The 25,229-nt window shown below is 68.5% G+C and carries 22 protein-coding genes and 1 tRNA gene; 14 read left to right on the top strand and 9 right to left on the bottom strand.

Annotation, left to right across the window (positions count from 1 at the left end; all coding sequences use genetic code 11):
- Nucleotides 1-53 precede the first annotated feature (53 nt).
- Nucleotides 54-779, top strand: coding sequence for an extensin family protein (locus tag J2X41_RS12050; protein WP_310082103.1), 726 nt, complete (start codon nucleotides 54-56; stop codon nucleotides 777-779).
- A 38-nt stretch (nucleotides 780-817) separates the two neighbouring features.
- On the opposite strand, the gene J2X41_RS12045 is transcribed toward J2X41_RS12050, so the two are convergent.
- Both J2X41_RS12045 and J2X41_RS12040 read right to left on the bottom strand, forming a co-directional pair.
- Nucleotides 818-1,294, bottom strand: coding sequence for an SRPBCC family protein (locus J2X41_RS12045; RefSeq protein ID WP_310082102.1), 477 nt, complete (start codon nucleotides 1,292-1,294; stop codon nucleotides 818-820).
- A gap of 121 nt (nucleotides 1,295-1,415) precedes the next feature.
- Nucleotides 1,416-2,141, bottom strand: a complete 726-nt coding sequence (locus tag J2X41_RS12040) for a GGDEF domain-containing protein (protein WP_310082101.1) — start codon at nucleotides 2,139-2,141, stop codon at nucleotides 1,416-1,418.
- 251 nt (nucleotides 2,142-2,392) lie between these two features.
- On the opposite strand from J2X41_RS12040, the gene J2X41_RS12035 reads away from it, so the two are divergent.
- Together J2X41_RS12035 and J2X41_RS12030 are read left to right on the top strand one after the other, a co-directional pair.
- Complete coding sequence (locus tag J2X41_RS12035) at nucleotides 2,393-3,160, top strand: SDR family oxidoreductase (protein WP_310082100.1); 768 nt, start codon at nucleotides 2,393-2,395, stop codon at nucleotides 3,158-3,160.
- Between the two features lie 151 nt (nucleotides 3,161-3,311).
- Nucleotides 3,312-5,882, top strand: coding sequence for a response regulator (locus J2X41_RS12030; protein WP_310082099.1), 2,571 nt, complete (start codon nucleotides 3,312-3,314; stop codon nucleotides 5,880-5,882).
- On the opposite strand, the gene J2X41_RS12025 is transcribed toward J2X41_RS12030, so the two are convergent.
- The gene (locus J2X41_RS12025; protein WP_310082098.1) at nucleotides 5,879-6,322 is read right to left on the bottom strand and encodes an Rrf2 family transcriptional regulator; all 444 of its coding nucleotides are present in this window, start codon (nucleotides 6,320-6,322) and stop codon (nucleotides 5,879-5,881) included. The two genes, J2X41_RS12030 and J2X41_RS12025, sit on opposite strands and share 4 nt — an antisense overlap.
- 109 nt (nucleotides 6,323-6,431) lie before the next feature.
- Between J2X41_RS12025 and J2X41_RS12020 the strand changes: the two genes are divergently transcribed.
- Together J2X41_RS12020 and hmpA are read left to right on the top strand one after the other, a co-directional pair.
- Nucleotides 6,432-6,839 (top strand): group III truncated hemoglobin, encoded by a 408-nt coding sequence (locus tag J2X41_RS12020; RefSeq protein ID WP_310082097.1) that lies wholly within the window; start codon nucleotides 6,432-6,434, stop codon nucleotides 6,837-6,839.
- 44 nt (nucleotides 6,840-6,883) lie between these two features.
- Nucleotides 6,884-8,092, top strand: a complete 1,209-nt coding sequence (gene hmpA / locus J2X41_RS12015; RefSeq protein ID WP_310082096.1) for an NO-inducible flavohemoprotein — start codon at nucleotides 6,884-6,886, stop codon at nucleotides 8,090-8,092.
- A 168-nt stretch (nucleotides 8,093-8,260) separates the two neighbouring features.
- On the opposite strand, the gene J2X41_RS12010 is transcribed toward hmpA, so the two are convergent.
- The gene (locus J2X41_RS12010; protein ID WP_310082095.1) at nucleotides 8,261-9,412 is read right to left on the bottom strand and encodes an aminotransferase; all 1,152 of its coding nucleotides are present in this window, start codon (nucleotides 9,410-9,412) and stop codon (nucleotides 8,261-8,263) included.
- A 109-nt stretch (nucleotides 9,413-9,521) separates the two neighbouring features.
- Between J2X41_RS12010 and J2X41_RS12005 the strand changes: the two genes are divergently transcribed.
- The 3 genes from J2X41_RS12005 to J2X41_RS11995 all read left to right on the top strand — a co-directional run bounded on the left by J2X41_RS12005 (nucleotide 9,522) and on the right by J2X41_RS11995 (nucleotide 12,535).
- Nucleotides 9,522-11,132 carry a transporter gene (locus J2X41_RS12005; protein WP_310082093.1) on the top strand — a complete coding sequence of 537 codons (1,611 nt, stop codon included), beginning with the start codon at nucleotides 9,522-9,524 and terminating at the stop codon, nucleotides 11,130-11,132.
- A complete protein-coding gene (locus J2X41_RS12000) occupies nucleotides 11,132-12,214 on the top strand; it encodes an HlyD family secretion protein (protein ID WP_310082091.1) in 1,083 nt (360 codons plus the stop codon). Before J2X41_RS12005 ends, J2X41_RS12000 begins: the two co-directional genes overlap by 1 nt.
- Nucleotides 12,215-12,277: 63 nt before the next feature.
- Nucleotides 12,278-12,535, top strand: coding sequence for a GlsB/YeaQ/YmgE family stress response membrane protein (locus tag J2X41_RS11995; protein ID WP_310082090.1), 258 nt, complete (start codon nucleotides 12,278-12,280; stop codon nucleotides 12,533-12,535).
- A 139-nt stretch (nucleotides 12,536-12,674) separates the two neighbouring features.
- Here the strand turns inward: J2X41_RS11995 and J2X41_RS11990 are convergent, their stop codons facing one another.
- The 3 genes from J2X41_RS11990 to J2X41_RS11980 all read right to left on the bottom strand — a co-directional run bounded on the left by J2X41_RS11990 (nucleotide 12,675) and on the right by J2X41_RS11980 (nucleotide 18,568).
- A complete protein-coding gene (locus tag J2X41_RS11990) occupies nucleotides 12,675-15,077 on the bottom strand; it encodes an EAL domain-containing protein (RefSeq protein ID WP_310082089.1) in 2,403 nt (800 codons plus the stop codon).
- A 166-nt stretch (nucleotides 15,078-15,243) separates the two neighbouring features.
- Entirely contained in the window at nucleotides 15,244-17,079 is a 1,836-nt protein-coding gene (typA, locus tag J2X41_RS11985) for a translational GTPase TypA (RefSeq protein WP_028040642.1), read from the bottom strand.
- A gap of 568 nt (nucleotides 17,080-17,647) precedes the next feature.
- The gene (locus tag J2X41_RS11980) at nucleotides 17,648-18,568 is read right to left on the bottom strand and encodes an N-formylglutamate amidohydrolase (protein WP_310082087.1); all 921 of its coding nucleotides are present in this window, start codon (nucleotides 18,566-18,568) and stop codon (nucleotides 17,648-17,650) included.
- A 178-nt stretch (nucleotides 18,569-18,746) separates the two neighbouring features.
- Between J2X41_RS11980 and cpdR the strand changes: the two genes are divergently transcribed.
- Nucleotides 18,747-19,103: a cell cycle two-component system response regulator CpdR gene (cpdR, locus tag J2X41_RS11975; RefSeq protein WP_012284930.1), complete on the top strand. Its 357-nt coding sequence runs from the start codon at nucleotides 18,747-18,749 to the stop codon at nucleotides 19,101-19,103.
- A 109-nt stretch (nucleotides 19,104-19,212) separates the two neighbouring features.
- A tRNA-Val gene (locus tag J2X41_RS11970) sits at nucleotides 19,213-19,287 on the top strand.
- 191 nt (nucleotides 19,288-19,478) lie between these two features.
- Here J2X41_RS11970 and J2X41_RS11965 read toward each other — a convergent pair.
- Together J2X41_RS11965 and J2X41_RS11960 are read right to left on the bottom strand one after the other, a co-directional pair.
- Nucleotides 19,479-20,384, bottom strand: coding sequence for a pirin family protein (locus tag J2X41_RS11965; protein ID WP_310082086.1), 906 nt, complete (start codon nucleotides 20,382-20,384; stop codon nucleotides 19,479-19,481).
- Nucleotides 20,385-20,416: 32 nt separating this feature from the next.
- Nucleotides 20,417-21,025: an isochorismatase family protein gene (locus J2X41_RS11960; RefSeq protein ID WP_310082084.1), complete on the bottom strand. Its 609-nt coding sequence runs from the start codon at nucleotides 21,023-21,025 to the stop codon at nucleotides 20,417-20,419.
- Nucleotides 21,026-21,148: 123 nt separating this feature from the next.
- Here J2X41_RS11960 and J2X41_RS11955 point away from each other — a divergent pair, with 123 nt between their 5' ends.
- The 4 genes from J2X41_RS11955 to J2X41_RS11935 all read left to right on the top strand — a co-directional run bounded on the left by J2X41_RS11955 (nucleotide 21,149) and on the right by J2X41_RS11935 (nucleotide 25,228).
- Nucleotides 21,149-22,060, top strand: a complete 912-nt coding sequence (locus tag J2X41_RS11955; protein WP_310082083.1) for a LysR family transcriptional regulator — start codon at nucleotides 21,149-21,151, stop codon at nucleotides 22,058-22,060.
- Between the two features lie 160 nt (nucleotides 22,061-22,220).
- Nucleotides 22,221-22,799 carry a hypothetical protein gene (locus tag J2X41_RS11950; RefSeq protein WP_310082082.1) on the top strand — a complete coding sequence of 193 codons (579 nt, stop codon included), beginning with the start codon at nucleotides 22,221-22,223 and terminating at the stop codon, nucleotides 22,797-22,799.
- 352 nt (nucleotides 22,800-23,151) lie between these two features.
- The gene (locus J2X41_RS11945; RefSeq protein WP_310082081.1) at nucleotides 23,152-24,258 is read left to right on the top strand and encodes a putative urea ABC transporter substrate-binding protein; all 1,107 of its coding nucleotides are present in this window, start codon (nucleotides 23,152-23,154) and stop codon (nucleotides 24,256-24,258) included.
- 151 nt (nucleotides 24,259-24,409) lie between these two features.
- On the top strand, nucleotides 24,410-25,228 hold the full coding sequence (locus tag J2X41_RS11935) for an ABC transporter permease subunit (RefSeq protein ID WP_310082079.1): 819 nt from the start codon (nucleotides 24,410-24,412) through the stop codon (nucleotides 25,226-25,228).
- The last annotated feature ends 1 nt before the right edge of the window (nucleotide 25,229 follow it).

The raw sequence follows: 25,229 nt of genomic DNA, 5'->3' as shown, positions 1-25,229 counted from the left end.
AACAAGCCAAGCTTTGCGGCTGAACTTCGTCGCCGCCGCGCCGTTGGGTGAGGGTGAAACTGGTCCTGCGCGCGCTCTCTCCCGAAGTCCTGTCGCTGGCTGGCCTGGCCGGCTTCCTGCTGGACCTGCTGCTGGCCGGTTTGCTGGTCTTCGCCCTGGTCGATCGCCTGGCGCCGCCGCAGGACCTGCCGTGGAAGCCGTTCTCGCTGGACCAGCCGATCGGCCTGGCCACGGCCGGCAAGCTGGCGCGGATCGGCGCCGACCCCGTCGCCTGCCGCGCCGCCCTACGCGAGGGCGGGGTGCGATTCGCCGAGGGCGAGACACGCGAGACCGGCTTCTGCTCGACGCGAAACACCGTGCGGTCGGCTGGCCGTCTGGTCCCCGCCGCGCCGGTCATGACCTGTCCGCTGGCCCTGGGCTACGCGCTGTGGGAGCGCCAGGTGCTGGTCCCGGCGGCGCGCGAGATCATGCGCAGCCGGCTGACGCGGGTCGACCACTACGGAACCTATGCCTGCCGCACGATCTATGGCCGGCCGGGCGAGCGGCCCAGCGCCCATGCCCGCGCCGCCGCCCTGGACGTGGCCGGCTTCCGCTTCGCGGACGGCCGGCGGGCCACGGTGGCGGCGGACTTCCGCGCCGACGACGCCGAGGGCCGCTTCGTCCAGGCGGCGCGCCACGGCGCCTGCCGGGTGTTCGGGACGGTCCTCGGTCCGGACTACAACGCCGCCCACCGCGACCATTTCCACCTGGAAGAGGGTGGTTGGAACAAGTGCGCGTAGGACGGGGACAGGCGCATGCGCCTGTCCCCAGTCGATGCTCAGAACGTCTTGGCGACCTCGGCCAACTGGTCGGTGGCGATGCCCCAGCCTTGGTGGAAGCCCATCTGCTCGTGGGTTTGGCGGTCCTCGACCGTCCAGTGGCGGACGGTGGCGGTGTAGCGGGTCGTGCCGTCGCCCAGATCCTCGAACTCGATAGTCACGACCATGAACGGCTTCTGCGATGGGACCCAGGCCGAGGTGAAGGCGTCGGTGAACACCAGTCGCTTGTTCGGCACGACCTCGAGATAGACGCCGGTGTTAGGCATCTCCTCGCCGTTGGGGCCCTTCATGACGATCAGGCTGGAACCGCCGGGCCGGGTGTCCATCTCGGCGTGGGAGACGGTCCAGGGCTTGGGGCAGAACCATTCGTGCAGCCGCTCGGGCGTGGTCCAGCACTTGAACAGCTTGTCGGCCGGCGCGTCGATGATGCGGGTCAGGACCAGGTCGCGGTCGGCGAGGGAAGCGGGGGCGGTCATGGCGTTTGTCTCCGGTTTCGGTTCGTTGCCCCGAGGACGGCCCCGCGAGGGGCGATCCGACAACGCCGGAGAAATTTTGTCGGCGCGGAGGCCGCGTCGGCGAAAGTCTCGCCGCAAGGGATCAGGCCTGGCCCGTCCCTGGCCGGTGGGAGCAGGATTGCGCCGCTGGCCCGCACTTGGCGCGTCGGAGGGCGGCGTCGACATGGTGGACGAGTACGCCGGGGCGCAGCTCGGTGTTCGCGCTGGTCGCCATGCCGACCGCCGCTCCCGCGATCCTGAGCGCCAGGTCATCGATCTCGAACGGCGCTTCCAGGGCGCGGACCAGTCGCTGGGCGGGATATCTGGCGGCCTGGGCGCAGTCGAGGCGGGGCAGCACGACGGCGAACTCGTCGCCGCCCAGGCGGGCGACCATCTCGTCCTCTCGCGCCACCGATCGCAGGCGTTCGGCGACCATGCACAGCAGCCGATCGCCGACCGCACGGCCGTGGGTTTCGTTGATCGGCGTGAACCGCTTCAGGTCGATCAGCAGCAGGCCGGTGACCTCGTCGCCGGTCTTGCGCGTCTGCAGGGACTGGCCCAGGAATTCAAGCATCCGATCGCGGTTGGCCAGGCCGGTCAGCGGGTCTCGCGTCTCCAGCTGGGCGAGGCGCTGCTCGGCCGCTTGCCGCCGATCCGACTCGGCGCGCAGTTCGAAGGCCTTGAGGATCGCGAGCCCGGCCAGGACGACAACCGCCAGCAGCGACGCCGCGGCGTCAATTCGCCAGCCCGCGAGGCCGTGGCTGAAAGCTCTCTCGACCACCCCGAACTGGATGCAGACCTCGAGAGTCAGAAAGCTGGCGCAGACCACGACACCCGCGGTCTGAAGGCGATTAAATAAATTGTCCTTACCTAAAGTTCTCATCATGGCTATCATTTACCATTGTCGCGAATGTGCGATGGCAGGGATAATGAATATCCGTCTGTACTTAACATTACATGGCCTATCCGCAGCGACTAGTGTGGTGCAGCAATAGGTCGCAGAGCGCGCCCCGGCTTGACGCGCGCGCGTGGCGACAGCACTGTGCCGCAAATTCAAACAAATGTTTTATGGAGCGCGCCATGACCACCCTCTTCGACCTCGCCGGCAAGGTGGCGATCATCACCGGCAGCTCGCGCGGCATCGGCAAGGCCATCGCCCAGCGTCTGGCCGAGCACGGCGCCAAGGTGGTGATCTCCTCGCGCAAGGCCGCGCCCTGCGACGAGGTCGCCGCGGAGATCAACGCCCGCCATGGCGAGGGGGCGGCCATCGCGGTCCCGGCCAACATCGCCTCCAAGGAGGACCTGCAGCGCCTGGTCGACGAGACGCGCAAGGCGTTCGGCAAGGTCGACATCTGCGTCTGCAACGCCGCGTCCAACCCCTATTACGGCCCGCTGGCCGGCATCGCCGACGACCAGTTCCGCAAGATCCTGGACAACAACATCATCAGCAATCACTGGCTGATCGGCATGGTCGCGCCGGAGATGCGCGCGCGGAAGGACGGCTCGATCATCATCGTCAGCTCGATCGGCGGCCTGCGCGGCAACGCCGTGATCGGAGCCTACAACATCTCCAAGGCCGCCGACTTCCAGCTGGCCCGCAACCTGGCCCACGAGTTCGGCCCCGACAACGTGCGGGTCAACTGCATCGCGCCGGGCCTGATCAAGACCGACTTCGCCAAGGCGCTGTGGGACGATCCCGAGACCCTGGAGCGCTCGACCCGGGGGGTGCCGCTGCGCCGGATCGGCGAGCCCGACGAACTGGCCGGGGCGGCGGTCTACCTGGCCTCGCGGGCGGGCAGCTTCATGACCGGACAAGCCCTGGTGGTGGACGGCGGCGCCACCATCTAGGCGGCGGTGAAAAGTCGGCGGGACGACCTGAAAAGTAGGATGATTTTCCCCAACGCTGCTCTTTCGCGACGGAACGTCGCGTCACGCCGATCTTAACTTTGAATACAGGCCCTTTCCCGTACCGTACCGATGTTCACCGGGAAACCACGGCTTGCGGCGCTACGTCCTGTTCCTCGCGGCGATCGCGACCCTGTTGGCCGGTCCCGGCGGCGCAGCCTTCGCGCGCTCGCCGCAGTCGGCCAAGCTGGATGCCCTCTATCGCGAGATCCGGCGCGACGAGATCCAGCCGCCGGCGCGCGAGAACGACGACATCGAGCGGGTCGGGCGGCGGGCGCTGAAGCAGCACGGCGACAAGCGCCTCTACGGCCTGTGGTCGGTGCTCTATGCCTACAAGAGCAACCAGGTCCAGCCGCAGTTCGACGACTGGTCCCGCCGCGTGCGCCGCCTGGCCGAGGAAGATCACGACGCTGAGCTGGCGACCCTGGTGGACCTGCTGCAGATGGCCTACCGCCACGAGTCCGGCGGCTTTCGCACCTTCACCGACGCCGACTGGAGCCGGTTCCTCGACCGGTCGGGCCCCGATATCCGGATGATGGCGGCGGTCGAGCGCATCCGCAGCCTGGGCCGCTCGGGCCAGTGGGCGGACGCCTCGCGCCTGGCCGCCGAGGCCACGGGCCAGCTGGAGCGCCGCGGCGCCATCGCCCGGCCATTGCTGGCCGAGCTCCATCAGGTCCACTCCTACACCCTGTCCTACATCGGCGATAAGGAAGGCGCGCTGGATCACATGAGCCAGGCCGCCCGCCTGGACGAGGGCAACGCCTTCTACATGCGCAAGGTCGAGCGCATCTACGACATCGCCTACACCGCCGCCGAGGTGGGCGAACTGGACGCCGCCGAGCACTTCGCCAGCGTGCACCACAACATGACCCAGGCGGCCGGCGACCCTGACCTGAAGACCTGGGACCGCTATCTGTGCGCCCGCATCGCCAGCGACCGGCACGCCCCCGACCGGGTGTTGCGCTGCCTGGCGGACGGCGACTTCGAGATCGCCCATCCGACCAACCGCCTGACCGGCCTCAGCCTGCGCCTGCGCGCCCAGGCCCGCGCCGAGCTGGGCGACGCCGCCGCCGCCCGGGCCGACCTGGAAGCGCTGCGCGCCGTGCCGGTCGACAGGCTGGAGCGCGACCCCCAGGCCGAACTGCTGCTCAGCGCCTATATCGCCCTGGCCGAGCATCGCGGCGAGGACGCCTTCCGCATGCTCGACCAGTGGCGCCGGCAGGACCACGAGAAGACCCAGGCGGCCCTGTCGCGCAACGGCGCCCAGATGGCCTCGGCGCTGGAGACCGAGCTGAAGTCCAAGCGCGACGAAAGCAAGCGTCTGACCGCCGAGGTCGAGCTGAACCGTCGCCTGGCCCACGCCTCGATCGTCATCGCCATGCTGCTGGGCGTGCTGGTGCTGGGCGGGGTGGCCTGGGGGGTCTATCTGCGCCGGGCCTCGGAGCGGCTGAAGGAGGCCCGCGGCCGCGCCGAGGCGGCCAACGAGGCCAAGTCCGCCTTCCTGGCCGTGATGAGTCACGAGCTGCGCACGCCGCTGAACGGCATGCTGGGCATGGCCCAGGCCCTGCGCACGGAGCGCCTCGATACCCGCCAGCGCGAGCAGGTCGAGCTGATGATCGACAGCGGCGACACCCTGCTGGTGCTGCTCAACGACATCCTGGACCTGTCGAAGATCGAGGCCGGCAAGCTGGAGATCGCCCCGACCGCCGGCGACCTGGTCGGTGTCTGCGCTCGCCTGGTGGGCGGCTATCAGCCCACGGCCCGGGAGAAGGGGGTCGAGCTGACCTTCACCGTGGCCGGCGAGCCGCCGCCGATGCTGCTGTTCGACGCCGTGCGCGTGCGCCAGTGCCTGGCCAACCTGCTGTCCAACGCCCTGAAGTTCACAGTGGTCGGCCGGGTCGACGTGACCCTGGCCTGGCGGCCCGACCCGCAGACCGGACGCACGGCGGTGAGCCTGACGGTGCGGGACACCGGCATCGGCATGAGCCAGGCCACCCTGTCCAAGCTGTTCGGCGCCTTCACCCAGGCCGACGCCTCGACCACCCGCACCTTCGGCGGCACCGGCCTGGGCCTGAACATCACCCGTCGCCTGGCCGAGCTGATGGACGGCGAGATCCTGGTCGACAGCCGTGAGGGCCGGGGCTCGACCTTCACCCTCGGCTTCCAGGTCGATGTCGCAGCCGCCTCGGCGACCGACGGCGCGACCCCGGCCTTCGGCTCCGCCAACGAGGACGAGCCGACGCTCTCGCCCCTGCAGGGCCGCCGCGTGCTGGTCGTCGACGACCACCCGGTCAATCGCAGGGTCATCAAGCTGTTCCTGGCCCCGTTCGACTGCGACCTGGTCGAGGTCGAGAACGGCCGCGAGGCCCTGGACGCGCTGGAGGCCGAGCCCTTCGACCTGGTGCTGATGGACGTCAACATGCCGGTGATGGACGGGCTGGAGGCCACGCGCCGCCTGCGCCGCGATCCGCGCTGGGCCAACCTGCCGGTGATCGCCCTGACCGCCGACGTCATGCGCACCCAGATCGACACCTGCCTTGAAGCGGGCATGGACGCCCACATCGCCAAGCCGATCGACCTGCGCGACCTGCTGTCGGTGCTGGTCCAGGTGTTGGACAAACGGGGCCCGGCGCCGGCGGCGGGCGAGAGCGTCCAGGCGCTCTAAGCCGGCAGCTCCGCCTTTTCCGTGATCCCGAACAGCGCCCGCATCTGGTGGCGCCGGTCCAGCAGGTCCTCCAGCGTGTATTTGTCGAGCACCGCGATGAACGCCGCCGTCGCCTCGTTCAGTGCGCGGGGCAGGGTGCAGGCCGGGGCGATCACGCAGCCGGCGCAATCGACCAACTGGAAACCCTCCTCGGTCTGGCGCACCACCTGGCCGACGACGATCTGGTCGGCGGGGCGGGCCAGGGCGACGCCGCCGCCCCGGCCGCGCACGGTGCGCACGAAGCCGGCCTTGCCCAGGTCCTGCACCACCTTCATCAGGTGGTTCTGCGAGATCCCGTACAGGATCGCGATCTCGCCGATCGAGGCCAGGCCGTCGTCGCCGCGCGCCGCTAGGTGCAGCAGCACGCGCATCGCATAGTCGGTGTAGCGCGTCAGGCGCATCGATCTTCCGGGCCGGTCTTAAGGGTGACTACGTAAAACCAGCATTCTGATTGCATGTTTTGGTGGCGGCTTATAGATGCATTTTCAACGCATCAATTAGGCCTTCGCCATGGACCCGAGCCAAACCGCCGAGATCGAAGCCGCCTTGCCGGCCCTGCTGGAACGCTTCTACGCCCGGGTGCGGGCCGACGCCGAGCTCGGCCCGGTGTTTAACGAGGCGGTCGGGGACTGGGACCACCATCTGGGCACGTTGGCCGACTTCTGGTCGTCGGTGATGCTGACCAGCGGCCGCTACAAGGGCGATCCGATGGCCGTCCATCTCAGGCACGCCGCCCGCATCCCGTCCGAGATGTTCGGCCGCTGGCTGGCGCTCTGGACCGAGACGACCGCCGAGATGATGTCGCCGCCGGTCGCCGCGGTCATGCAAGCCAAGGCCGCGCGGATTGCCCAGAGCCTGGACGCGGCCCTCCACTTCCACCTGCCCGAAGTGGCGACCCCTCGACCGACGACGTCCTAGCGCCCTCCGAACCAGACCGACAAACCCAAACAAGGAGAGAGACAATGGCGACTGTGCTCAGCGCGGAAACGATCGCGCGCGTCAAGGCCACGGTTCCGGCCCTGGCCGAACACGGCGAGAAGATCACCCTGGCGATGTACGCCCGGCTGTTCCAGGACGCCCACATCAAGGCCTTGTTCAACCACGCCAACCAGAGCACCGGCGCCCAGCCCAAGGCCCTGGCCGGCGCGGTGCTGGCCTACGCCCAGAACATCGACAACCTGGGCGCCGTGCTGCCGGTGGTCGAGCGCATCGCCCAGAAGCATGTCGGCTACCACATCCTGGCCGAGCATTATCCGTTCGTGGCCAACGCCCTGCTGGGCGCGATCAAGGAGGTGCTGGGCGAGGCGGCGACCGACGAGATCCTGGCCGCCTGGGGCGAGGCCTACTGGTTCCTCGCCGACATCCTGATCGGCCGCGAGGCGGCGGTCCGCGCCGAGATCGAAGCCGTCGACGGCGGCTGGACCGGCTGGCGCGACTTCGTGGTCGCCGAGAAGATCCGCGAGAGCGCGGTGATCACCTCGTTCGTGCTGCGTCCCCGGGACGGCGGGCCGGTGATCCCGCACAAGCCAGGCCAGTACCTGACCTTCCGCCTCGACCTGCCCGGCCAGCCTGGTGAAAAGCGCAACTACACCATCTCGGCCGGTCCGAACGGCCAGAGCTACCGCATCTCGGTCAAGCGCGAGGACCTGGGCGCGGCCTCGCGGTTCCTGCACGACCAGATCCAGGTCGGCGACATGCTGCAAGCCACCCCGCCGGCCGGCGACTTCTTCCTGGCCGACCAGCCCGCCCGGCCCGTCGTGCTGCTCAGCGGCGGCGTCGGCCTGACGCCGATGGTCAGCATGCTCGAGCACATCGCCCAGGCCCACCCGGAACTGGAGGCCCACTTCGTGCACGGCGCGCTCAACAGCGATGTCCACGCGCTGGACGGCCATGTCCGGACCCTGGCCAAGGACCATGGCGGGGTGAGCGTCACCACCTTCTACAGCGCGCCGCTGGCGGGCGACCAAGCCGGCCGGACCCACGATATCGACGGGTTCGTCTCGATCGACTGGCTGAAAGCCAACACGCCGTTCGCCCAGGCCGACTTCTACCTGTGCGGCCCGACGCCGTTCCTGAAGGTCTTCGTCCAGGGCCTGGCCGCCGCGGGCGTGCCGGCCGACCGGATCCACTACGAAGTGTTTGGCCCGACGGCGGAGGCGCTGGCGGCCTGAAAGATCCTCCCCCTGTGGGGGAGGTGTCGCCCGGAGGGCGACGGAGGGGGGAGTGATCGGCAGGTCGCCAGATCCTGGATCGGCGATCCAACACCTCCCCCCACCGATCGCTACGCGATCACCTCCCCCACAGGGGGAGGAGGTCTATGGACGACCGATTCCCCGCGCCTACCCCCGCGCCCGGGCCAGCCGCGCCACCGCCTCGTCCAGCGTCTCGTCCGCCTTGGCGAAGCACAGGCGCAGGATGTGGCGCACCGGGTCTTCGGCGTAGAACGCCGAGACCGGGATGCTGGCCACGCCGTGGTCGCGCACGGCGCGCAGGGCGAAGGTCCGGTCGTCCTCGTCGACGCCCGAGGCCGCCAGGTCGACATTGAGGAAATAGGTGCCGCCGCTGTCGAGCACCACGAAGCCGGCCTGGCGCAGACCCGCCGCCAGCCGGTCGCGGGAGCGCTGCAGGCCCGCGGGCATGGCCTCGAACCAGTCGCCGGGCTGCTCCAGTCCGTAGGCCACCGCCTCCTGCAGGTTGGGCGGGGTGGTGAAGGTCAGGAACTGGTGGGCGCCGGCCAGGGCCTTGGTCAGGGCGGGGGCGGCGCAAAGGAAGCCGACCTTCCACCCCGTCATGCCGAACATCTTCCCCGCCGAGCCGATCTTGACCGTGCGCTCGCGCATGCCGGGATAGCCGATCAGCGGCCGATGCTTCCGGCCGTCGAACACCACGGCCTCCCAGACCTCGTCGCAGACGGCGATCGCGTCGTGCTTGACGCAGAACTGCGCGAGCAGGGCCAGGTCCTCGTCGGGCGTGACGACGCCGGCCGGATTGAGCGGGGTGTTCAGCACCACCATCCGCGTCCGGTCGCTGAACGCCGCCTCCAGCATGGCGCGGTCGAACCGCCAGTGCGGCGGCGCCAGGCGCACCAGCTTCGGCACGCCGCCGGCTCGCTTCACCATCGGCAGGTAGGCGTCGTACAGCGGCTGGAACAGCACCACCTCGTCGCCCGGCGAGATCAGGCTGAGGAAGGCCGCCGCCAGGGCCTCGGTGGCGCCGGAGGTGACGACAATCTCGCTTTCCCAGTCCAGGTCCAGGCCCTGGGTGCGCGCATAGTGCGCCGCCGCGGCCTGGCGCAGGGCGGGCAGGCCGCGCATCGGCGGATACTGGTTCGTGCCGGTGATCAGCGCCTCGCCGGCCTTGCGACGCAGGGCCATCGGTCCGGCGTCGTCGGGAAAGCCCTGGCCCAGGTTGATCGCCCCGGCCTGGCGCGCCAGGCCGCTCATCTCCTCGAAGATCGTGGTGGGCAGGTCGGCATAGACCGGGTGAACCATGGCGCGGGGACTCCTCCAGGCCTTGCCTAGCATAGGTCGCGTGGTGATAGCTTCGGGTCATGCCGATCGTCGACGCGGAACGATTTCTGAAGGCGGAGCTTCCTCTGAAGTGACCGACAGCGCCGTCCCCGCTCCGCCGCCTTCGCCGCCCTGGACGTGGTCGCACGGGCTGGCCTACGGCGCGGTGTCGATGCTGCTGGGCCTGACCCAGGGGCTGGGCGCCAACCTGATCAACAACAACCTGCCCTGGATCCAGGGCTCGCTTGGCGCCTACACCAACGAGTCGGCCTGGCTGTCGATCGCCTACACCGCCGCCAACGCCACGATCGGCCTGCTGGCGGTGAAGTTCCGCTTCCAGTACGGGCTGCGGCTGTTCGCCGACATCGGGCTGGGGTTGTTCATCGTGATCGGCCTGGCCCACCTGCTGAGCAACGACCTGCGCTCGGCCGTCGCCGTGCGGGCCGCCGCCGGCATGGCGGCCTCGGCCCTCTCGACCCTGACCCTGCTCTACATGGTCGAGGCCGCGCCGCCCGAACGACGCATCGTCGGCCTCGCCCTGGGCATAGGCTGGGCCCAGCTGGCCCTGCCTCTGTCACGGCTGGTGTCCTCGGACCTGCTCGACACCGGCCAGTGGCACGGACTGTACCTGGCCGAGATCGGGCTCAGCATCGTCTGCCTGTCGGCCGTCAACCTGCTGCGCCTGCCGCCGATCCCGCGCGTGCAGATGTTCGAGTGGCGCGATTTTCTAACCTTCGCCCTGTTCGCGCCGGGCATCGCCCTGCTGTGCGTGGTGCTGGGGCAGGGGCGCTATGCGTGGTGGTTCGACACGGCCTGGATCGGGTGGTGCCTGGCCGCCGCCATCGTGCTGCTGGTCGCCGCGGCCCTGGTCGAGCTGCATCGCAAAAAGCCGCTGATACACCTGCGCTGGCTGACCAGCGCCGACCTGCTGCGCCTGCTGGTCATCATCCTGCTGTTCCGCATCGTGCTGTCCGAGCAGGGCGTGGGCGCGTTCGGCCTGCTGCAGACCCTGGGGATGAACAACGACCAGCTTGTGGGGCTGTCGTGGGTGATGTTCTTCGCCACTTTGGCCGGCATGGTCATCGTCGCCTTCACGATCAATCCCGAACACGTCAGCACCCCGGCCCTGATCGCCCTGCTGATGGTCGCCGCCGCCGCCTGGCTGGACAGCCGGTCGACCAGCCTGACCCGGCCCGAGCAGATGTATCTGAGCCAGGGGATGATCGCCTTCGCCGGGGCGCTGTTCCTGCCCGCCGCCCTGCTGGCCGGATTCCCGCGCGCCATCCGGATGGGCCAGGAATATATCGTCAGCTTCATCGTGCTGTTCTCGACCGGCCAGGTGATCGGGGCCCTGGGCGGCTCGGCCTTTCTCGGCACGCTGATGACCATCCGCGAGCGGGTGCATTCCGACGCCATCGTCAGCCGGCTGAGCCTGACCGATCCGCAGGTGGCCCTGCGCGTCAGGCAACTGTCGGGTTCGTACGCCGGGGTGCTCACCGATCCGGCCTTGCGCGGCGGCGAGGGCGCGGCCCTGCTGGCCCAGCAGGCAACGCGCGAGGCCACGGTGCTGGCCTATGACGACGTGTTCGCCACTGTGGCCGTGATGGCGCTGCTGGTCTTCGCCTACCTGTTGTTCCTGCGCGTCCGGACCGACCTGCGCCAGCGGCGCGCGGTCCGCCTGACGCCCGTGGAGGCCGCCTGATGTCCGATCCCCAAGCCCCGCCGCCGCCTCAAGCCCCTCCGGCGCCGCCAAAGCGCCTGTGGTCGCGCGCCGCCATTCCGGTGATCGTCGCCGGGATCGGCGGGGTGTTGCTGGTGCTGTACGCCTGGAAGCTGCCGCCGTTCACCGGCACGGTGCAGAGCACCGAGAACGCCTATGTCCGCGGCTACGTCACCCTGCTGGCCCCCAAGGTCGACGGCTATGTGACGGCGGTGGCGGTCAAGGACTTCCAGGCCGTGAAAGCCGGCCAGGCGCTGGTCCAGATCGACGACCGCATCTATCGCCAGAGGCTGGCCCAGGCGCAGGCCAGCGTGCAATCGGCCCAGGCGGCGCTCGACGCCAACCTCCAGGCCCAGACCAGCAACGCCGCCCAGATCCGCTTGGCGCAGGCCCAGGCCAGCAGCAGCCAGGCGGCCCTGGCCAAGACCCAGGTCGACCTGCGGCGGGCCGAGCCGCTGCTGGCCCAGGGCTGGCTGGCCCCGAGCCAGCGCGACGTGCTGCAGGTGGCCCAGCGCCAGGCCACGGCCGGCGTCGCCCAGGCCCATGCCAATATCGACATCGCCCGTCAGGCCCTGGCCACGACCAAGGTCAACCGCGAGGGGCTGGAGGCGACCCTGGCCAACGCCCGAGCCGCTGTCGAGCTGGCCCGCATCGACCTGGCCAACACCACCATCCGCGCGCCGGAGGACGGGGTGGTGGGCGAGGTTGGGGTAAAGCTGGGCCAATACGTCGCCGTCGGGACCCAGCTGATGGGCATCGTGCCGCGCCAGACCTGGGTGACGGCCAACTTCAAGGAGACCCAGACCGCCCGGATCCGCGTTGGCCAGCCGGCGGTGGTCCAGGTCGACGCCCTGGGCGGGCTGAAGCTGCGCGGCCATGTCGAGCGGCTGGGACCGGCCACCGGCTCGGAGTTCGCGGTGATCAAGCCCGACAACGCCACGGGCAACTTCACCAAGGTGGTCCAGCGCCTGCCGACCCGCATCGCGCTGGATCCAAACCAGGACGGCGTCGCCCGCCTGCGCCCGGGCATGAGCGTGGTGGCCCGGGTCGACACCGCGCGCTAGCTGGCAACCAACCGCGTTCTGGTGCATTTTCCACAACAACCTTGGCTGTCAGGAAACAACGACATGAACGGTGTGGGCTTCATCGGCGCGATCATCATCGGCATCTTCGCCGGCTGGATCGCCGAACAGATCATGGGCCGCAACCACGGCCTGATCACCAACCTGATCGTCGGCCTGGTCGGCGCGCTGATCGGCGCGTTCCTGGCCAGCATGCTAGGCATCCACTTCATGGGCTGGATCGGCAGCCTGATCATCTCGACGATCGGCGCGATCGTGCTGCTGTTCCTTCTCGGCCTGTTCAAGGGCCGCAACCGGGTTTGAAGAAGCCCTTTTAGTCTGTCATCCCGGGCGTAGCGAAGCGAAGACCCGGGACCGCCGGAAGCTCTGAGTTCACGCCTCGGTCCCGGATCGGCGCGCTGCGCGCTTGTCCGGGATGACAATCGCTTGTGTATGCCTGGCCTCAGCCCGTCGCCGCGGAGCCTTCCACCGCCCCGTCCGCCGGCCCGCGTCGCAGCCGTTGGGCGGTGTTCTCCAGCAGGTAGCCGGGAATGTCGGCGATCGGCATGGGCCGGCCGAACAGATAGCCTTGGAAGTGGTCGCAGCGCATGTCCTCGAGGATCGAGGCCTGCTCGGCGGTCTCCACGCCTTCGGCGGTGACTTCCAGGTTCAGCGTGCGGCCCAGCAGGGTGATGGTGCGCAGGATGTCGGCGATGGCCGGGTTGCCCGACATCTCGGCCACGAAGGTGCGGTCGATCTTGATCTTGTCGAACGGGAACCGCCACAGATAGGCCAGGCTGGAATAGCCGGTGCCGAAGTCGTCCATGGCGATGCGCACCCCCAGGTCCTTCAGGGCCCGTAGCTGGTCCAGGGTGCCGGCGGTGTCGCGCAGCAGCAGGCCCTCGGTGATCTCCAGCTCCAGCCGAGAGGGCGCCAGGCCCGACTCGCGCAGGGCCGCCCGGACCTGGTCGACCAGGTCGCCAGCGGCGAACTGGTTGGGCGACAGGTTCACCGCCACCTTCAGCGGCGCGGGCCAGGCGGCGGCCTGGCGGCAGGCCTCGTGCAGCACCCACTCGCCGATCTTGCAGATCAGGCCCCATTGCTCGGCGCATTCGATGAAGTCGTCGGGCCCGACCACACCGCGGCGCGGATGTTGCCAGCGCAGCAGGGCCTCGAAGCCGGTGATCTCGTGGCCCTTGGCGCCGATCAGCGGCTGGAAGAACAGCTTCAGCTCGTCGTTCTTCAGGGCCGAGCGCAGGTCGATCTCCAGGGCCCGGCGCTCCTGGGCCCAGACGTCCATGGTCGCCTCGAAGAACCGGTAGGCGCCGCGCCCGTCGCCCTTGGCGCGGTAGAGGGCCAGGTCGGCGTTCTTCAGCAGGGTGTCGGCGTCGGCGTCGGCGGCGTCGGCGGGGGCGACGGCGATGCCGACGCTGGCCCCGATCGACACGTGGTGGTCGTTCAGGGCGTAGGGCAGGGACAGGGCGTCGACGATGGCCTGAGCCAGGGCGCCCAGGGCGGACGCTTCCAGGTCGCCTTGGACGACCACGGCGAACTCGTCGCCGCCCAGGCGGGTGACGATTCCGGCCTCGCCGACGCAGGCGCGCAGGCGGCGGGCCGCCTCGACCAGCAGGGCGTCGCCGATCGGATGGCCCAGGCTGTCGTTGACGCCCTTGAAGTGGTCCAGGTCCAGGCACAGGACCGCGCAGCCGTCCGTCCGGCCCTTGGCGTCCCAGGCGCCGCCCAGGGCCTGCAGGAACGACAGGCGGTTGGGCAGGCCGGTCAGCACGTCGTAGTGGGCCAGGCGGGTGATGCGTTCCTGATCCCTGCGGGCCTGGGTGATGTCGGCGCCGACGCCGCGGAAGCCGGCGAAGACCCCGTCCAGGTCGTGGATCGGCTTGGCGGTCAGCGCCCACCAGTGGACCTCGCCGGCGACCGTCACCGAAACCACCACGTCGCGGAAGGCCTTCTGGTCGGCCAGCAGGCCCGGGAGGGTGGCGGCCAGGCCTTCGGGCGCCTCGGCCATCCTGGCGTCCAGCCCGCCGACCACCCGGCCGAGCAGGTCTTCGCGCGAAACCCCCGCCGCCTCGGCCATGCGCTCGGAGACATAGGTCAGGGCGCCGTTCGCGTCGACTTCCCACAGCCAGTCGCTGGAGCCTTCCTCGAAGTCGCTGAGCAGCAGGCTGACGACCTGCTTCTGGCGCTCCAGCTCGTCGCCGGCCACCAGGCGGTCGACGAACACCTTGGCGTGCGACAGGCACGACAGGCCCACGACCAGGTAGCAGAAGATCAGGAGCCCGGCCAAGGCCAGCAGGATGGGGTCGTGGCTGGTCAGCAGCACCAGCAGCGAGCCGACGACCAGCGGCGTGGTGTAGGCCAGGGCGGCCATCGGCAGGGTCAGCAGGGCGAAGCTGCCGGTGCCGATCATGCCGGCCGTCAGGGCGACGATCAGCATGCTCATCTGGGTGCTGGCGTCGCGCAGGGCCAGGTAGGGCAGCACGCCCCAGAGGGCGCCCAGCAGGCCGGTCTGCATCGCCACGCGCCGCGCGCCGCGGGCCGAGACGGTGTTCTTGGCGCTCTTGCGACGGCGAGCCGACAGCCAGCCGTACAGGCCCAGCACGGCGTAGGCGGTCACCACGCCGGCCCAGACCAGCAGGGTGAACCGGTGCGGACCGCCCAGGCCGGCCAGGAACACCAGCTGGGCGTTGACGATATTGGCGGCCATCATCACCGGCGTCAGGCGCTGGATGCTGGCCAGTTGCTCGAAACGGACGCGGCCGGCGATGGCCTCGGGCGCGGCGGGCAGGTGGCGCGACAGCAGCGCGGCGGCTCGCGACGAGATCCTCGAAAAGGCGGAAGTCTGGCGCACGGCGCGATCCTGCAGTCCCAGGACGCTCGGCATCCCCCGCGCGCAAGATACCGCTGGTTCCTGAAACGCCGGTTAATCCCAGGTGCGGGGAAAGGCATGAAAAAGCCCGCCATCCGGGAAGGATGGCGGGCCCTTGATCGTCCGACCGCGGATGGCTCCGAGCCGACTATTCTTCCTTGACGCGACGCTTGCGGAACGACGGGTTCAGGATCTGCTTGCGCAGGCGGATGCTCTTCGGAGTCACCTCGACCAGCTCGTCTTCCTCGATATAGGCGATGGCCTGTTCGAGGGTCATGCGACGCGGCGGGGTCAGGCGGATCGACTCGTCCTTGCCCGAGGCGCGGACGTTGGTCAGCTGCTTGGCCTTCATCGGATTGACGTCGAGGTCGTCCTGACGGGCGTTCTCGCCGATGATCATGCCCAGATAGCACTTCTCGTTGGCGCCGACGAACATGGTGCCGCGCTCTTCCAGGTTCCACAGCGCGTAGGCCGCGGTTTCACCGTCGGAGTTGCTGATCAGCACGCCCTTGCGCTGCTGGTCGATCGCGCCCTTGTAGGGCTCGTAGTGGCTGAACACGCGGTTCAGCACGCCCGAACCGCGGGTGTCGGTCAGGAACTCGCCCTGATAGCCGATCAGCGAGCGCGAGGGGGCGACCAGCTGGAGACGGGTCTTGCCCGCGCCCGACGGGCCCATGTCCTTCAGCTCGGCCTTCCGGAGCGACAGCTTCTCGATGACGATGCCCGAATATTCGTCGTCGACGTCGATCATGACGTCTTCCATCGGCTCCAGGCGCTTGCCGGTTTCCGGGTCGGTCTGGAACACCACGCGCGGACGGCTGATCGACACCTCGAAGCCTTCGCGGCGCATGTTCTCGATCAGCACGCCCAGCTGCAGTTCGCCGCGGCCCGACACTTCATAGGCGTCGCCCTCGCTGGTCTCGGTGACCTTGATGGCCACGTTCGATTCGGCTTCCTTCAGCAGGCGGTCGCGGATCACGCGGCTCTGGACCTTGTCGCCTTCCTTGCCGGCCAGCGGGCTGTCGTTGACCGAGACGGTCATCGAGATGGTCGGCGGATCGATCGGCTGGGCCGGCAGGGCCTCGGTCACGTCCAGGGCGCACAGGGTGTCGGCCACGGTGGCCTTGGACATGCCGGCGATGGCGACGATGTCACCGGCCTCGGCGCCTTCGTCGACCGGCGAACGCTTCAGGCCGCGGAAGGCCAGCACCTTGGTGATGCGGCCGCGCTCGATTTCCTTGCCGTCGCGGTCCAGGGCGTGGATGGCCATGCCGGGAACGGCCTTGCCGCTCTCGATGCGGCCGGTCAGCAGGCGGCCCAGGAACGGATCGCTTTCGATCAGCACGTTCAGGATCTGGAACGGCTCGTCCTTCTTGGCGATCTGCTTGGGTTCCGGCACGTGGCGGACGATCAGGTCGAACAGTGGGGCCAGATTGTCGTTGGGCACGTTCATGTCCAACGTCGCCCAACCGGCGCGGCCCGAGGCGTAGATGTGCGGGAAGTCCAGCTGCTCGTCCGTGGCGCCGATGGCGGCGAACAGGTCGAAGGCGGCGTTGTGGACCTTGTCCGGGTCGGCGTGGGCGCGGTCGACCTTGTTGATGCAGAGGATCGGCTTGAGGCCCATCTTCAGCGCCTTGGTCAGCACGAACTTGGTTTGCGGCATGACGCCTTCCTCGGCGTCGACCAGCAGGACACAGCCGTCCACCATGCCCAGGATGCGTTCGACCTCGCCGCCGAAATCGGCGTGGCCGGGGGTGTCGATGATGTTGATGCGGGTTTCGCCCGCCTCACCGTGCCACAGCACGCTGGTGCACTTGGCCAGGATGGTGATCCCGCGCTCGCGCTCCTGGTCGTTGGAGTCCATGGCGCGCTCGGTGGTCGCCTCGTTGGCGCGGAACACGCCCGACTGGGCCAGCAGCTGATCGACGAGGGTGGTCTTGCCATGATCGACGTGCGCGATGATGGCGATGTTTCGCATGGACATGGAGAAGGCGAACTTTCGGGAGGAACAGATGAGGTTTGACGCTGCGCGCGTCAGGCGCGCGGCTTTTACGCGACTGCGCGACGTTTATCCACCCCACCCTTAAGCGACAGATCGGCCCGGAAACCGGTGTCAGCTCCAAACCCCTTAATTTTATGGGGTTTGCGAAAGTTGCGGATGGATGTCGTTTCTTCGGCAACTAATTGTGCACTGCAGCATTGATCGATAAATCGGCCAAGCTTGGAGAGCGGCGTTCTCTGGCCCTTGTGTTACAAAGGGTTTCAGTCGGTGAGCGCAAAAAAAAGACAGCGGTGTCTGTCGATTTTGCTTGATGCATTTCGCAGTGCACCCTATAAACGACCTGTGAGGCGGCGCTGCCGCCTCTGCCCTTCCTGGGCGTTTCCTCCCTAATGAACTGCCCGGCTTTCGAGCCGGGCTTTTTTTTGGCCCGCGCGCGGGGCATGATTTCCGGCGACCCTTCCACAAGCGTCCATTATCCCCGGACTTGTTCCGAGGACCCCTGTTTCGCGGGCGAAGAAGGCTGATCCGTGGCGCGGCGAGCGGGTGGGGGCTAGAGCAGTTCGGCCCAATCCGTCTCGACCAGTCGCGCCGTCGTCGATTCGACGTCCGCCTTCAGCCGCGCCAGGCCCTCGGTCGGCTCGCGGGTCGTCTCGTTCATGTAGAGCGCCCGGTTGATCTCGACCTGGATGGCATGGGTCCGCCGCGCCGGGCGGCCATAGTGCTCTGTGGTGTAGCCGCCGGCGTAGGGGGCGTTGCGGGCCACGCGATAGCCCAGCCCCTCCAGGGTCTTTTCCATCAGCGCGGTCAGCTTGGGGCCGCAGGCCGCGCCGAAGCGGTCGCCCAGGACGATGTCGCACGGACCGCCGCCACGGGCCCGATGGCCGCGGGCCGCGGCGGCCGGCATCGAGTGCCAGTCGACCAGGATGGCCAGGCCATGGGCGTTGCGGGCCTGGGCCAGCAGGCGGTCCAGGGCGTCGTGATAGGGCCGGTGCGCGCTGTCGATTCGGACCTTGGCCTCGGCGAAGGTCAGCTTGCGGGCGTAGATCGGCCGGCCCTCGCCGGCCACCCGGGCGATGGCGCCCAGCCCCGCCGCCACCCGCGCCGTGCGGCCCTGGGCGAAGTCGGGCAGGGCGTCCTCGAACATCGCCGGGTCCAGCTCCCAGGCGTCGCGGTTGAGGTCGATATAGGCCCGGGCCAACCGGGCGCGGATCACGCTGACGCCCAGGGCGGGCGCGCCGCCGATCAGGTCGTCGACGAACGCGTCCTCCGAGCCGCGCAGGTCCTGGGCGGTCAGCCGGGCGGCGGCCATCATGTCGGGCGGATAGAGGCGTCCGGAATGGGGCGAGGCGAACACCAGCGGCGTCGGCGGCGGTTCGCCTTCCGCCTGGGCGCGCGCCACCTCGAAGGCCGGCGAGAAGCCGTGCTCCGCCGTCGCCGGCGTTTCCGAAGCGATCGGCTCCCATGCGGTCATGGGCTTATTGTCGCGGCCTGGCGGTTCCGGGTCAAACGCTGACGGTCCAGGTTATAATGAGGATCGGGCGAGCGCGGGACTTTAGCTGTGGACAGCGCGGGTCCGGTTCATCCGCGATTTACCGTCTTTCACTAGATTCTCACTTTCCAATTCCGCCTGTCGCCTGGAAACTGACCGCATGGCCCGCATCCTCCTCGCCGAAGACGACGACTCCCTCCGCGGGTTCCTGGCTCGGGCGCTCGAGCGCGCCGGCTTCGAGGTTACGGCCTGCGCCGACGGCGAAGAGGCCGTCCAGCATCTGGACACACCCTGGGACCTGCTGCTGACCGACATCGTCATGCCCGGCATGGACGGCATCGAGGTGGCCCGCCAGGCCGCCGCTCGCGACCCCTCCCTGCGGATCATGTTCATCACCGGCTTCGCCGCCGTGGCCCTGTCGGCCCAGGACCGCGCGCCGGCCGGCGCCAAGGTGCTGTCCAAGCCGGTGCACCTGCGCGACCTCGTCTCCGAGGTCGAGAAGATGATGGCCGCCTAATTTTTTCGAAGGCCCCCGAAAGGCGGGTTGCGCGACGGCCAAGCCGCCGCTATACCCCCACACCTTCCCGCCCGGGACGCTTTTCGAAGCGCTTCCAGGCCGCTTTGGCGGACGCGTAGCTCAGCGGGAGAGCACTACGTTGACATCGTAGGGGTCACAGGTTCAATCCCTGTCGCGTCCACCATTCCTTTTCAAAGACTTAGTCAGACCAGAAATCCGAAATCGGCGGATTTCCTCCGGATTGATGGATTTCGACCGCCGCATTCCGCAGCGCTCCCCCCTTGGATAGATCATTCCCAGGCCGCCGGACGGGCCCCGTACACCTGATCGATTGTCAGGGACGAGGCCGACCGCCGGCGGCCGGGGCAGGCGGGTTCAGCGGAAGACTGGGGTTGAGCCCGACGGGGTTCGGCGATCGCCCGCCTCGGCCAAGGCGCGGCCCAGCTCGTCGATCCGGCTTTCACCACGCATCAGGGCTTCGGCCGAGGTGTGGACCGAGTAGTAGCCCATGTGCAGCTCATGCGGATGGGGCGCGGCCGAGCCCAGGACGAAGACCGCGTCGTCGTTCCCCAGCGCCGAGAGGGTGATCGCGTCCTGCGAAGGGGCGAACACGGCCATGTCGCCGGCGGACAGCGCCTGGGACGCCTGCAGCCCGCCGCTGGCCATGGCCAGCCAGGCGGCCTGGTGCCCGGCCGGCGGCGTGTACGACCAGGTCTCGCCCGGCGCCAGCCTGACGAGCAGGTAGTTGACGCCATCCGGCGCCCGGACAGGGCTGCTGACGCCCTCGTACTGGCCAAGGATCACATGGGCCGGTCCGGCGGCGGCCATGCCTTCGGCCTGGATGTATTGGCTCTCGGGCGGCGCGTTCTCCGTCTCGGGCGGAAGCGCGATCCACAGCTGAAAGCCCTGGATCCGCGCGGAGGCGCCGGCCGACAGTTCCTTGCCATGCCAGACCCCGCCGCCGGCCCGCATCCATTCGACGCCGCCGTAGCCGATCGTCCCTTGCCCGGCGTCCGGGTCGTCGAAACGAAGGTCGCCCTGAGTGAGGACCGTGATGGTGGCGATGCCCGAATGGGGATGGATGCCCATGCCTTCGGCCATCATCCGGGGATCGGCTTCGAACAGGTCGAGGAAGACGAACGGCTTGAGCGTCTGGCCAAGGTCGCCGGGGCTCATCAGCCGGGTGATCGGTCCGTGCCCCTGTCCCCGCGTCCGATGCTGGATCGGACGCGGGCGAGCCGGAGTCGCCGTCAGGGTTTGGGAAGCTGTTGCGAATGACATGCTCATCTCCATTCAATGAGGTTCGACGGGTCTTAGCGTCCGGCCCAGGCGACGAGGTTGCCTGCATAGTCCTTGAGAATGGTCCGGGCCTTGTCGGCGACCGGCGACTCCCAGTCCCGGAACAGCTCGGTGACGATAGCGATCGCCGTATTTGGGGCCGCGCCCGCGTTCGTCAGCCGTTCGACGGCGGTGCGATGCGCCAGCTGGGACATCCCGCCCACGGCGTCCACGACGAAGGTGGCGTCGTAGCCGTCCGCCATCGCCTCGAGCACGGGGAAGGCCAGGCAGATTTCCGTGTAGAGCGCGCCGAAGATCAGCTTCTTGCGACCGGTTGCTTCCACGGCCGCCCGGAAGGCGTCGTCTTCCCAGGCGTTCATGGACGTGCGGTCGATGGCGGTGACGCCCGGCAGCTCGTCGACGATCGATTGGCGCGTCGGATGGTTGACCCCGTACTTCACGCCGACCGTCGACAGGATCACCGGAATGTCGAACGCCTTGGCCGCCTTGATCAGGAGGCGAACGTTCAAATCGATCAGATCCGAAGAGGTCTCGGAACGGATGTTGGCGAACATTTCAGGCTGATAGTCGATCAGAACGAGGGCGACGTCTTCGTGCTTGAAGAGTCCTTGGGGCTTGCTCATCAGAGTTCTCCTTGTGTGCGGAGCCTGATTGCCCCGACCGATGGAGAGAACTTGTCGTTGCGCAGGATGACACGATAGTCTCGCGAACGAGGTATCACTGTCGCGAAAAGTGGAACGCCAGCCATGTTCGACCTGGAAGATCTCGTCACCTTCGTCGAAGTGGCCGACGCGGGCGGCGTGACGGCTGGGGCCAGGCGGCTGGGCCTTCCGAAGTCGATCGTCAGCCGCCGCCTGAAGCGGCTGGAGGCCGCCCTCGACGCGGAGCTTCTCACGCGGACGACGCGCGGCGCGGCGCTGACGGAGGCCGGCGCGACCTTTCGCCAGCACGCCGCCCGCGTCGTCGCCGAGATCGAGGCGGCCAGGGACGCGGTCGCGCCGGAAGGCCAGTTGGCGGGGCGTTTGCGGATCGCCGCGCCGCTCACCCTGGGACCCACGCACTTCGCGCCGGTGCTGGCCCAGCTCGCAAGCCGGCATCCCAAGCTTCATGTGCACACATCCTACAGCGACCGCTTCGTGGATCTGGTCGGCGAGGGGTTCGACGCGGCGATTCGGGTCGGCTACCTGACCGACTCCAACCTGCTTGCCCGCCGCATCGCCCCGCTGCGGGGACGCTGTGTCGCCAGTCCGGACTACATCGCCCGCCATGGCGCGCCCGAAACGCCTGACGCCCTGGCCGACCACGAATGCCTGATGCAGGGCACGGAGGCGTGGCGGTTCGTGAGCGGCGGACAGATCCTTTCCATTCGTCCCCAGGGACGTTTCAAGGCCGACAACGGCGTCGCCCTGGCCGCCGCCGCGCTCGAGGGCCTGGGCGTCGCGGCCCTGCCGGATTTCCTGATCACGGACGCGATCGCCTCGGGCGCCCTCGTCACGGTGCTGGAGGCCTTCCCCTCGCCGCCGGCCGGCATCTACCTTGTTCGACCGCCGAGCGATTTCCAGACCCGCAAGGTGCGCATGCTGGGGGATGTCCTGACCGAGTGCTTCCAGAGCCAGGCGCGGGACGCGTCGGATCCCTCCGAAAGCATTCGACCCTAGGCAAGAACACCGCCTCCACGCCCTCGTCCGCCTATGGCGACGACCGAGGTTGGACAGCGTCTGCGTCAGACGCTAGCTTTCGACAACCCTGGGGAGGCGGCCTGATGCGGTACACGGACCTCGTCGTCGGCATGAACGATTTCGACGAAGGGATCGCCCTATGAAGACCTGGCTCGCGCAAGCGGCGACCGCGTCCTGCCTGGCGGTCTTTCTCCTGGCCCATCCCGCGCCAAGCTTCGGACAGGCGGCGCCCGCGGCGATCCCGCAGTCGCGCGACGGAAGCCATGACTTCGATTGGGAGATCGGAAGCTGGACAACCCAACTTCGGTATCTTCCCGAACCGCTGACCGGATCGACGCGGTGGGTCGACTATAGCGGCGTCAGCGAGGTCCGGGCGGTCCTGGGCGGGCGCGCCAACCTCGTCGAGCTTTCGGTCAAGGGCGCCTCCGGCCAGATCGAGGGCGTGTCGCTGCGGCTCTACAATCCCAAGGCGCGGCAGTGGACGCTCAACTTCGCGAGCGTCCGTAGCGGGCTCCTGACGCCACCGGTCAGCGGCGGGTTCGACGAGAAGGGGCGGGGAACCTTCTATGGCGTCGATACCGTCAACGACCGCACGGTGCTTGTCCGCTTCCTGATCCTGGACGTGACGCCGAACTCCGCGCGCTTCGAACAGGCCTTTTCGGCCGATGGCGGCGCCACCTGGGAAACCAACTGGATCGCCACCGACACCCGGCGCTGACGGACGGGTCTCGAGTCTGGCCTGCTCAGGTCAGCCAGTACCGGCCGCCGCGGGCCATGAAACCCTCGCGGACCAGGCGCCAGAGGCCGACGGCCAGCTTCCAAAGCATGATCTCGACCTCGCTTCGAGACGCCACGCTGCGGGGCGCAACAGACGGGGACAAACCTTGGCGTGGCGTTGGGTCCGAGGGACGCCTGAACGGCGCGCGATGCGGCGCCTGCGGGGCGAAGGGCCTGGTTTTTCGGCAGTTCGACCTTGGCTGGGCGGGCTGGCCGCCCATTGTCAGTATTACGATTGCGGCAACTCGTAATATGCAGAACGCTCGTCTCAGCGAATTCGGAGGGAGCCGCTGATGAGTGTCCTGTTCACCCGCAAGCGTTTCATGGCGGCCATGGTCGCATCCTGCCTGGCCCTGGCCTCGTGCGGACCCAAGCCCGCCGAGAAGGCGCCCGCCGCGCCGGCCGCCGCGGCCAAGACCAGCTACAAGATCGGCTGGACCATCTATGCCGGCTGGATGCCCTGGGCCTACGCCCAGCAGTCGGGGATCGTGAAGAAGTGGGCCGACAAGTACGGCGTCGACATCCAGCTGGTGCAGATCAACGACTACGTCGAGTCCCTGAACCAGTTCTCGGCCGGCAAGCTGGACGGCGTCACCGCCACCAACATGGACGCCCTGACCGTGCCCGCCGCCGCGGGCAAGGACACCACGGTCCTGATGATCGGCGACTACTCCAACGGCAATGACGGGGTGATCCTGAAGAACGGCGCGACCCTGGCCGACATCAAGGGCCGGCCGGTCAACCTGGTCGAGCTGTCGGTCTCGCACTACCTGCTGGCCCGCGCCCTGGAGACCGCCGGCCTGAAGATGGCCGACGTCAAGACGGTCAACACCTCCGACGCCGACATCGTCGCCGCCTACAACGCGGCAGACACCAAGGCGCTGGTGACCTGGAACCCGCAGCTGTCCGAAGTGAAGAAGGCGCCGGGCGCGACCGAGGTGTTCGACAGCTCCAAGATCCCCGGCGAGATCCTCGACGGCCTGATGGTCAGCACCGACGCCCTGAAGGCCAATCCCAACCTGGGCAAGGCCCTGACCGGCATCTGGTACGAGACCCTGGCCCTGACCGTCGCCCAGACGCCCGAGGGCAAGGCGGCGCGCGAGGCGATGGCCAAGCTGTCGGGCTCGGATCTGGCCAGCTTCGAGAGCCAGCTGAAGACGACCTACCTCTATGCCGACCCCAAGGCGGCCCTGGCGGCGACGGTTAGCCCGGGCCTGGTCACGGCCAACGACCGTGTCCGCAAGTTCAGCTTCAGCATGGGCCTGTTCGGCCAGAGCGCGAAATCGGTGGACGACATCGGCATCAGCTTCCCGGGCGGCAAGACCCTGGGCGACCCGGCCAATGTGAAGCTACGCTTCGACCCGACCTATGTGCAGCAGGCCGCCGACGGCAAGCTGTAGGCCGTATCGACCCTAGGCCGCGCGTGGTCCTCGTCCTTCGACAAGCTCAGGATGAGGACCATTTGCAGCCCCGCAGTAAATCTCATCCTGAGCTTGTCGAAGGACGAGGTTTTCGACCCGGAACTTCAGGGACAAGGACCCGATCTCCCCCATGCGCCGCCTGCTGAACGTCAGACCAAGAGGCGGGCTTAGCGCGCTGCTGGGCCTGCTGCCCCTGTTGGCGGTGGCGCTGGTCTATCTGATGGCCTCGCAGGCCCGCCACGCCGAGAACCCCCGCGACAAGCTGCTGCCGACCCCGACCGCCATGGTCGAAGCCGTGCAGCTGATGGCCAGGGTCGACCCGCTGACTGGCGACGCGCCGCTGGTGGTCGACACCGTCGCCAGCCTGAAGCGCATCGGCGTCGCCCTGGTGATCGCGACTGGAACGACCCTGGTCCTGGGGCTGGGGTTGGGCCTGCTGCCGCTGCTCAGGGCCAAGTTCGGGCCCCTGGTGGCGGCTATCGCGGTGGTGCCGCCGATCGCCGTGCTGCCGATCCTGTTCATCGCCTTCGGCCTGGGCGAAACCGCCAAGATCGCCCTGATCGTCATCGGCGTCACGCCGGTGATGGTCCGCGACCTGGCCGCCCACGTGGCCGCAATCCCCGAGGAGCAACTGGTCAAGGCCCAGACCTTGGGCTCCAGCACCTGGCAGTTGGCCCTGCGCGTGGCGCTGCCCCAGGCCATGCCTCGGCTGATCGACAGCCTGCGCCTGTCGCTGTGCCCGGCCTGGGTCTACCTGATCTCGGCCGAGGCGATCGCCGCCGATGTCGGCCTGGGCTACCGGATCTTCCTGGTCCGCCGGTACATGTCGATGGACATCATCCTGCCCTACGTCCTCTGGATCTCGATCCTGGCCGTGGCGATGGACGTGGCGCTGAAGCTCGTCAGCCGCCGGGCCTATCCCTGGGCCCATCCGGCGAAAGGGCGCTGAG

The sequence above is a fragment of the Caulobacter sp. BE254 genome (genome assembly GCF_031457295.1).
In the GTDB taxonomy this organism is placed as follows: domain Bacteria; phylum Pseudomonadota; class Alphaproteobacteria; order Caulobacterales; family Caulobacteraceae; genus Caulobacter.
This window is presented reverse-complemented; position numbering and strand designations above follow the sequence as displayed.

Coding starts and splice junctions, on each gene's coding strand:
- J2X41_RS11980 (WP_310082087.1), bottom strand. CDS start 18,568: ATGACCGCATGGGAGCCGATCGCTTCGGAAACGCCGGCGACGGCGGAG.
- hmpA (WP_310082096.1), top strand. CDS start 6,884: ATGGCGACTGTGCTCAGCGCGGAAACGATCGCGCGCGTCAAGGCCACG.
- J2X41_RS11995 (WP_310082090.1), top strand. CDS start 12,278: ATGAACGGTGTGGGCTTCATCGGCGCGATCATCATCGGCATCTTCGCC.
- J2X41_RS11945 (WP_310082081.1), top strand. CDS start 23,152: ATGAGTGTCCTGTTCACCCGCAAGCGTTTCATGGCGGCCATGGTCGCA.
- J2X41_RS11935 (WP_310082079.1), top strand. CDS start 24,410: ATGCGCCGCCTGCTGAACGTCAGACCAAGAGGCGGGCTTAGCGCGCTG.
- J2X41_RS12025 (WP_310082098.1), bottom strand. CDS start 6,322: ATGCGCCTGACGCGCTACACCGACTATGCGATGCGCGTGCTGCTGCAC.
- J2X41_RS12045 (WP_310082102.1), bottom strand. CDS start 1,294: ATGACCGCCCCCGCTTCCCTCGCCGACCGCGACCTGGTCCTGACCCGC.
- typA (WP_028040642.1), bottom strand. CDS start 17,079: ATGTCCATGCGAAACATCGCCATCATCGCGCACGTCGATCATGGCAAG.
- cpdR (WP_012284930.1), top strand. CDS start 18,747: ATGGCCCGCATCCTCCTCGCCGAAGACGACGACTCCCTCCGCGGGTTC.
- J2X41_RS12035 (WP_310082100.1), top strand. CDS start 2,393: ATGACCACCCTCTTCGACCTCGCCGGCAAGGTGGCGATCATCACCGGC.
- J2X41_RS12020 (WP_310082097.1), top strand. CDS start 6,432: ATGGACCCGAGCCAAACCGCCGAGATCGAAGCCGCCTTGCCGGCCCTG.
- J2X41_RS12010 (WP_310082095.1), bottom strand. CDS start 9,412: ATGGTTCACCCGGTCTATGCCGACCTGCCCACCACGATCTTCGAGGAG.
- J2X41_RS12000 (WP_310082091.1), top strand. CDS start 11,132: ATGTCCGATCCCCAAGCCCCGCCGCCGCCTCAAGCCCCTCCGGCGCCG.
- J2X41_RS11950 (WP_310082082.1), top strand. CDS start 22,221: ATGAAGACCTGGCTCGCGCAAGCGGCGACCGCGTCCTGCCTGGCGGTC.
- J2X41_RS11955 (WP_310082083.1), top strand. CDS start 21,149: ATGTTCGACCTGGAAGATCTCGTCACCTTCGTCGAAGTGGCCGACGCG.
- J2X41_RS11960 (WP_310082084.1), bottom strand. CDS start 21,025: ATGAGCAAGCCCCAAGGACTCTTCAAGCACGAAGACGTCGCCCTCGTT.
- J2X41_RS11965 (WP_310082086.1), bottom strand. CDS start 20,384: ATGTCATTCGCAACAGCTTCCCAAACCCTGACGGCGACTCCGGCTCGC.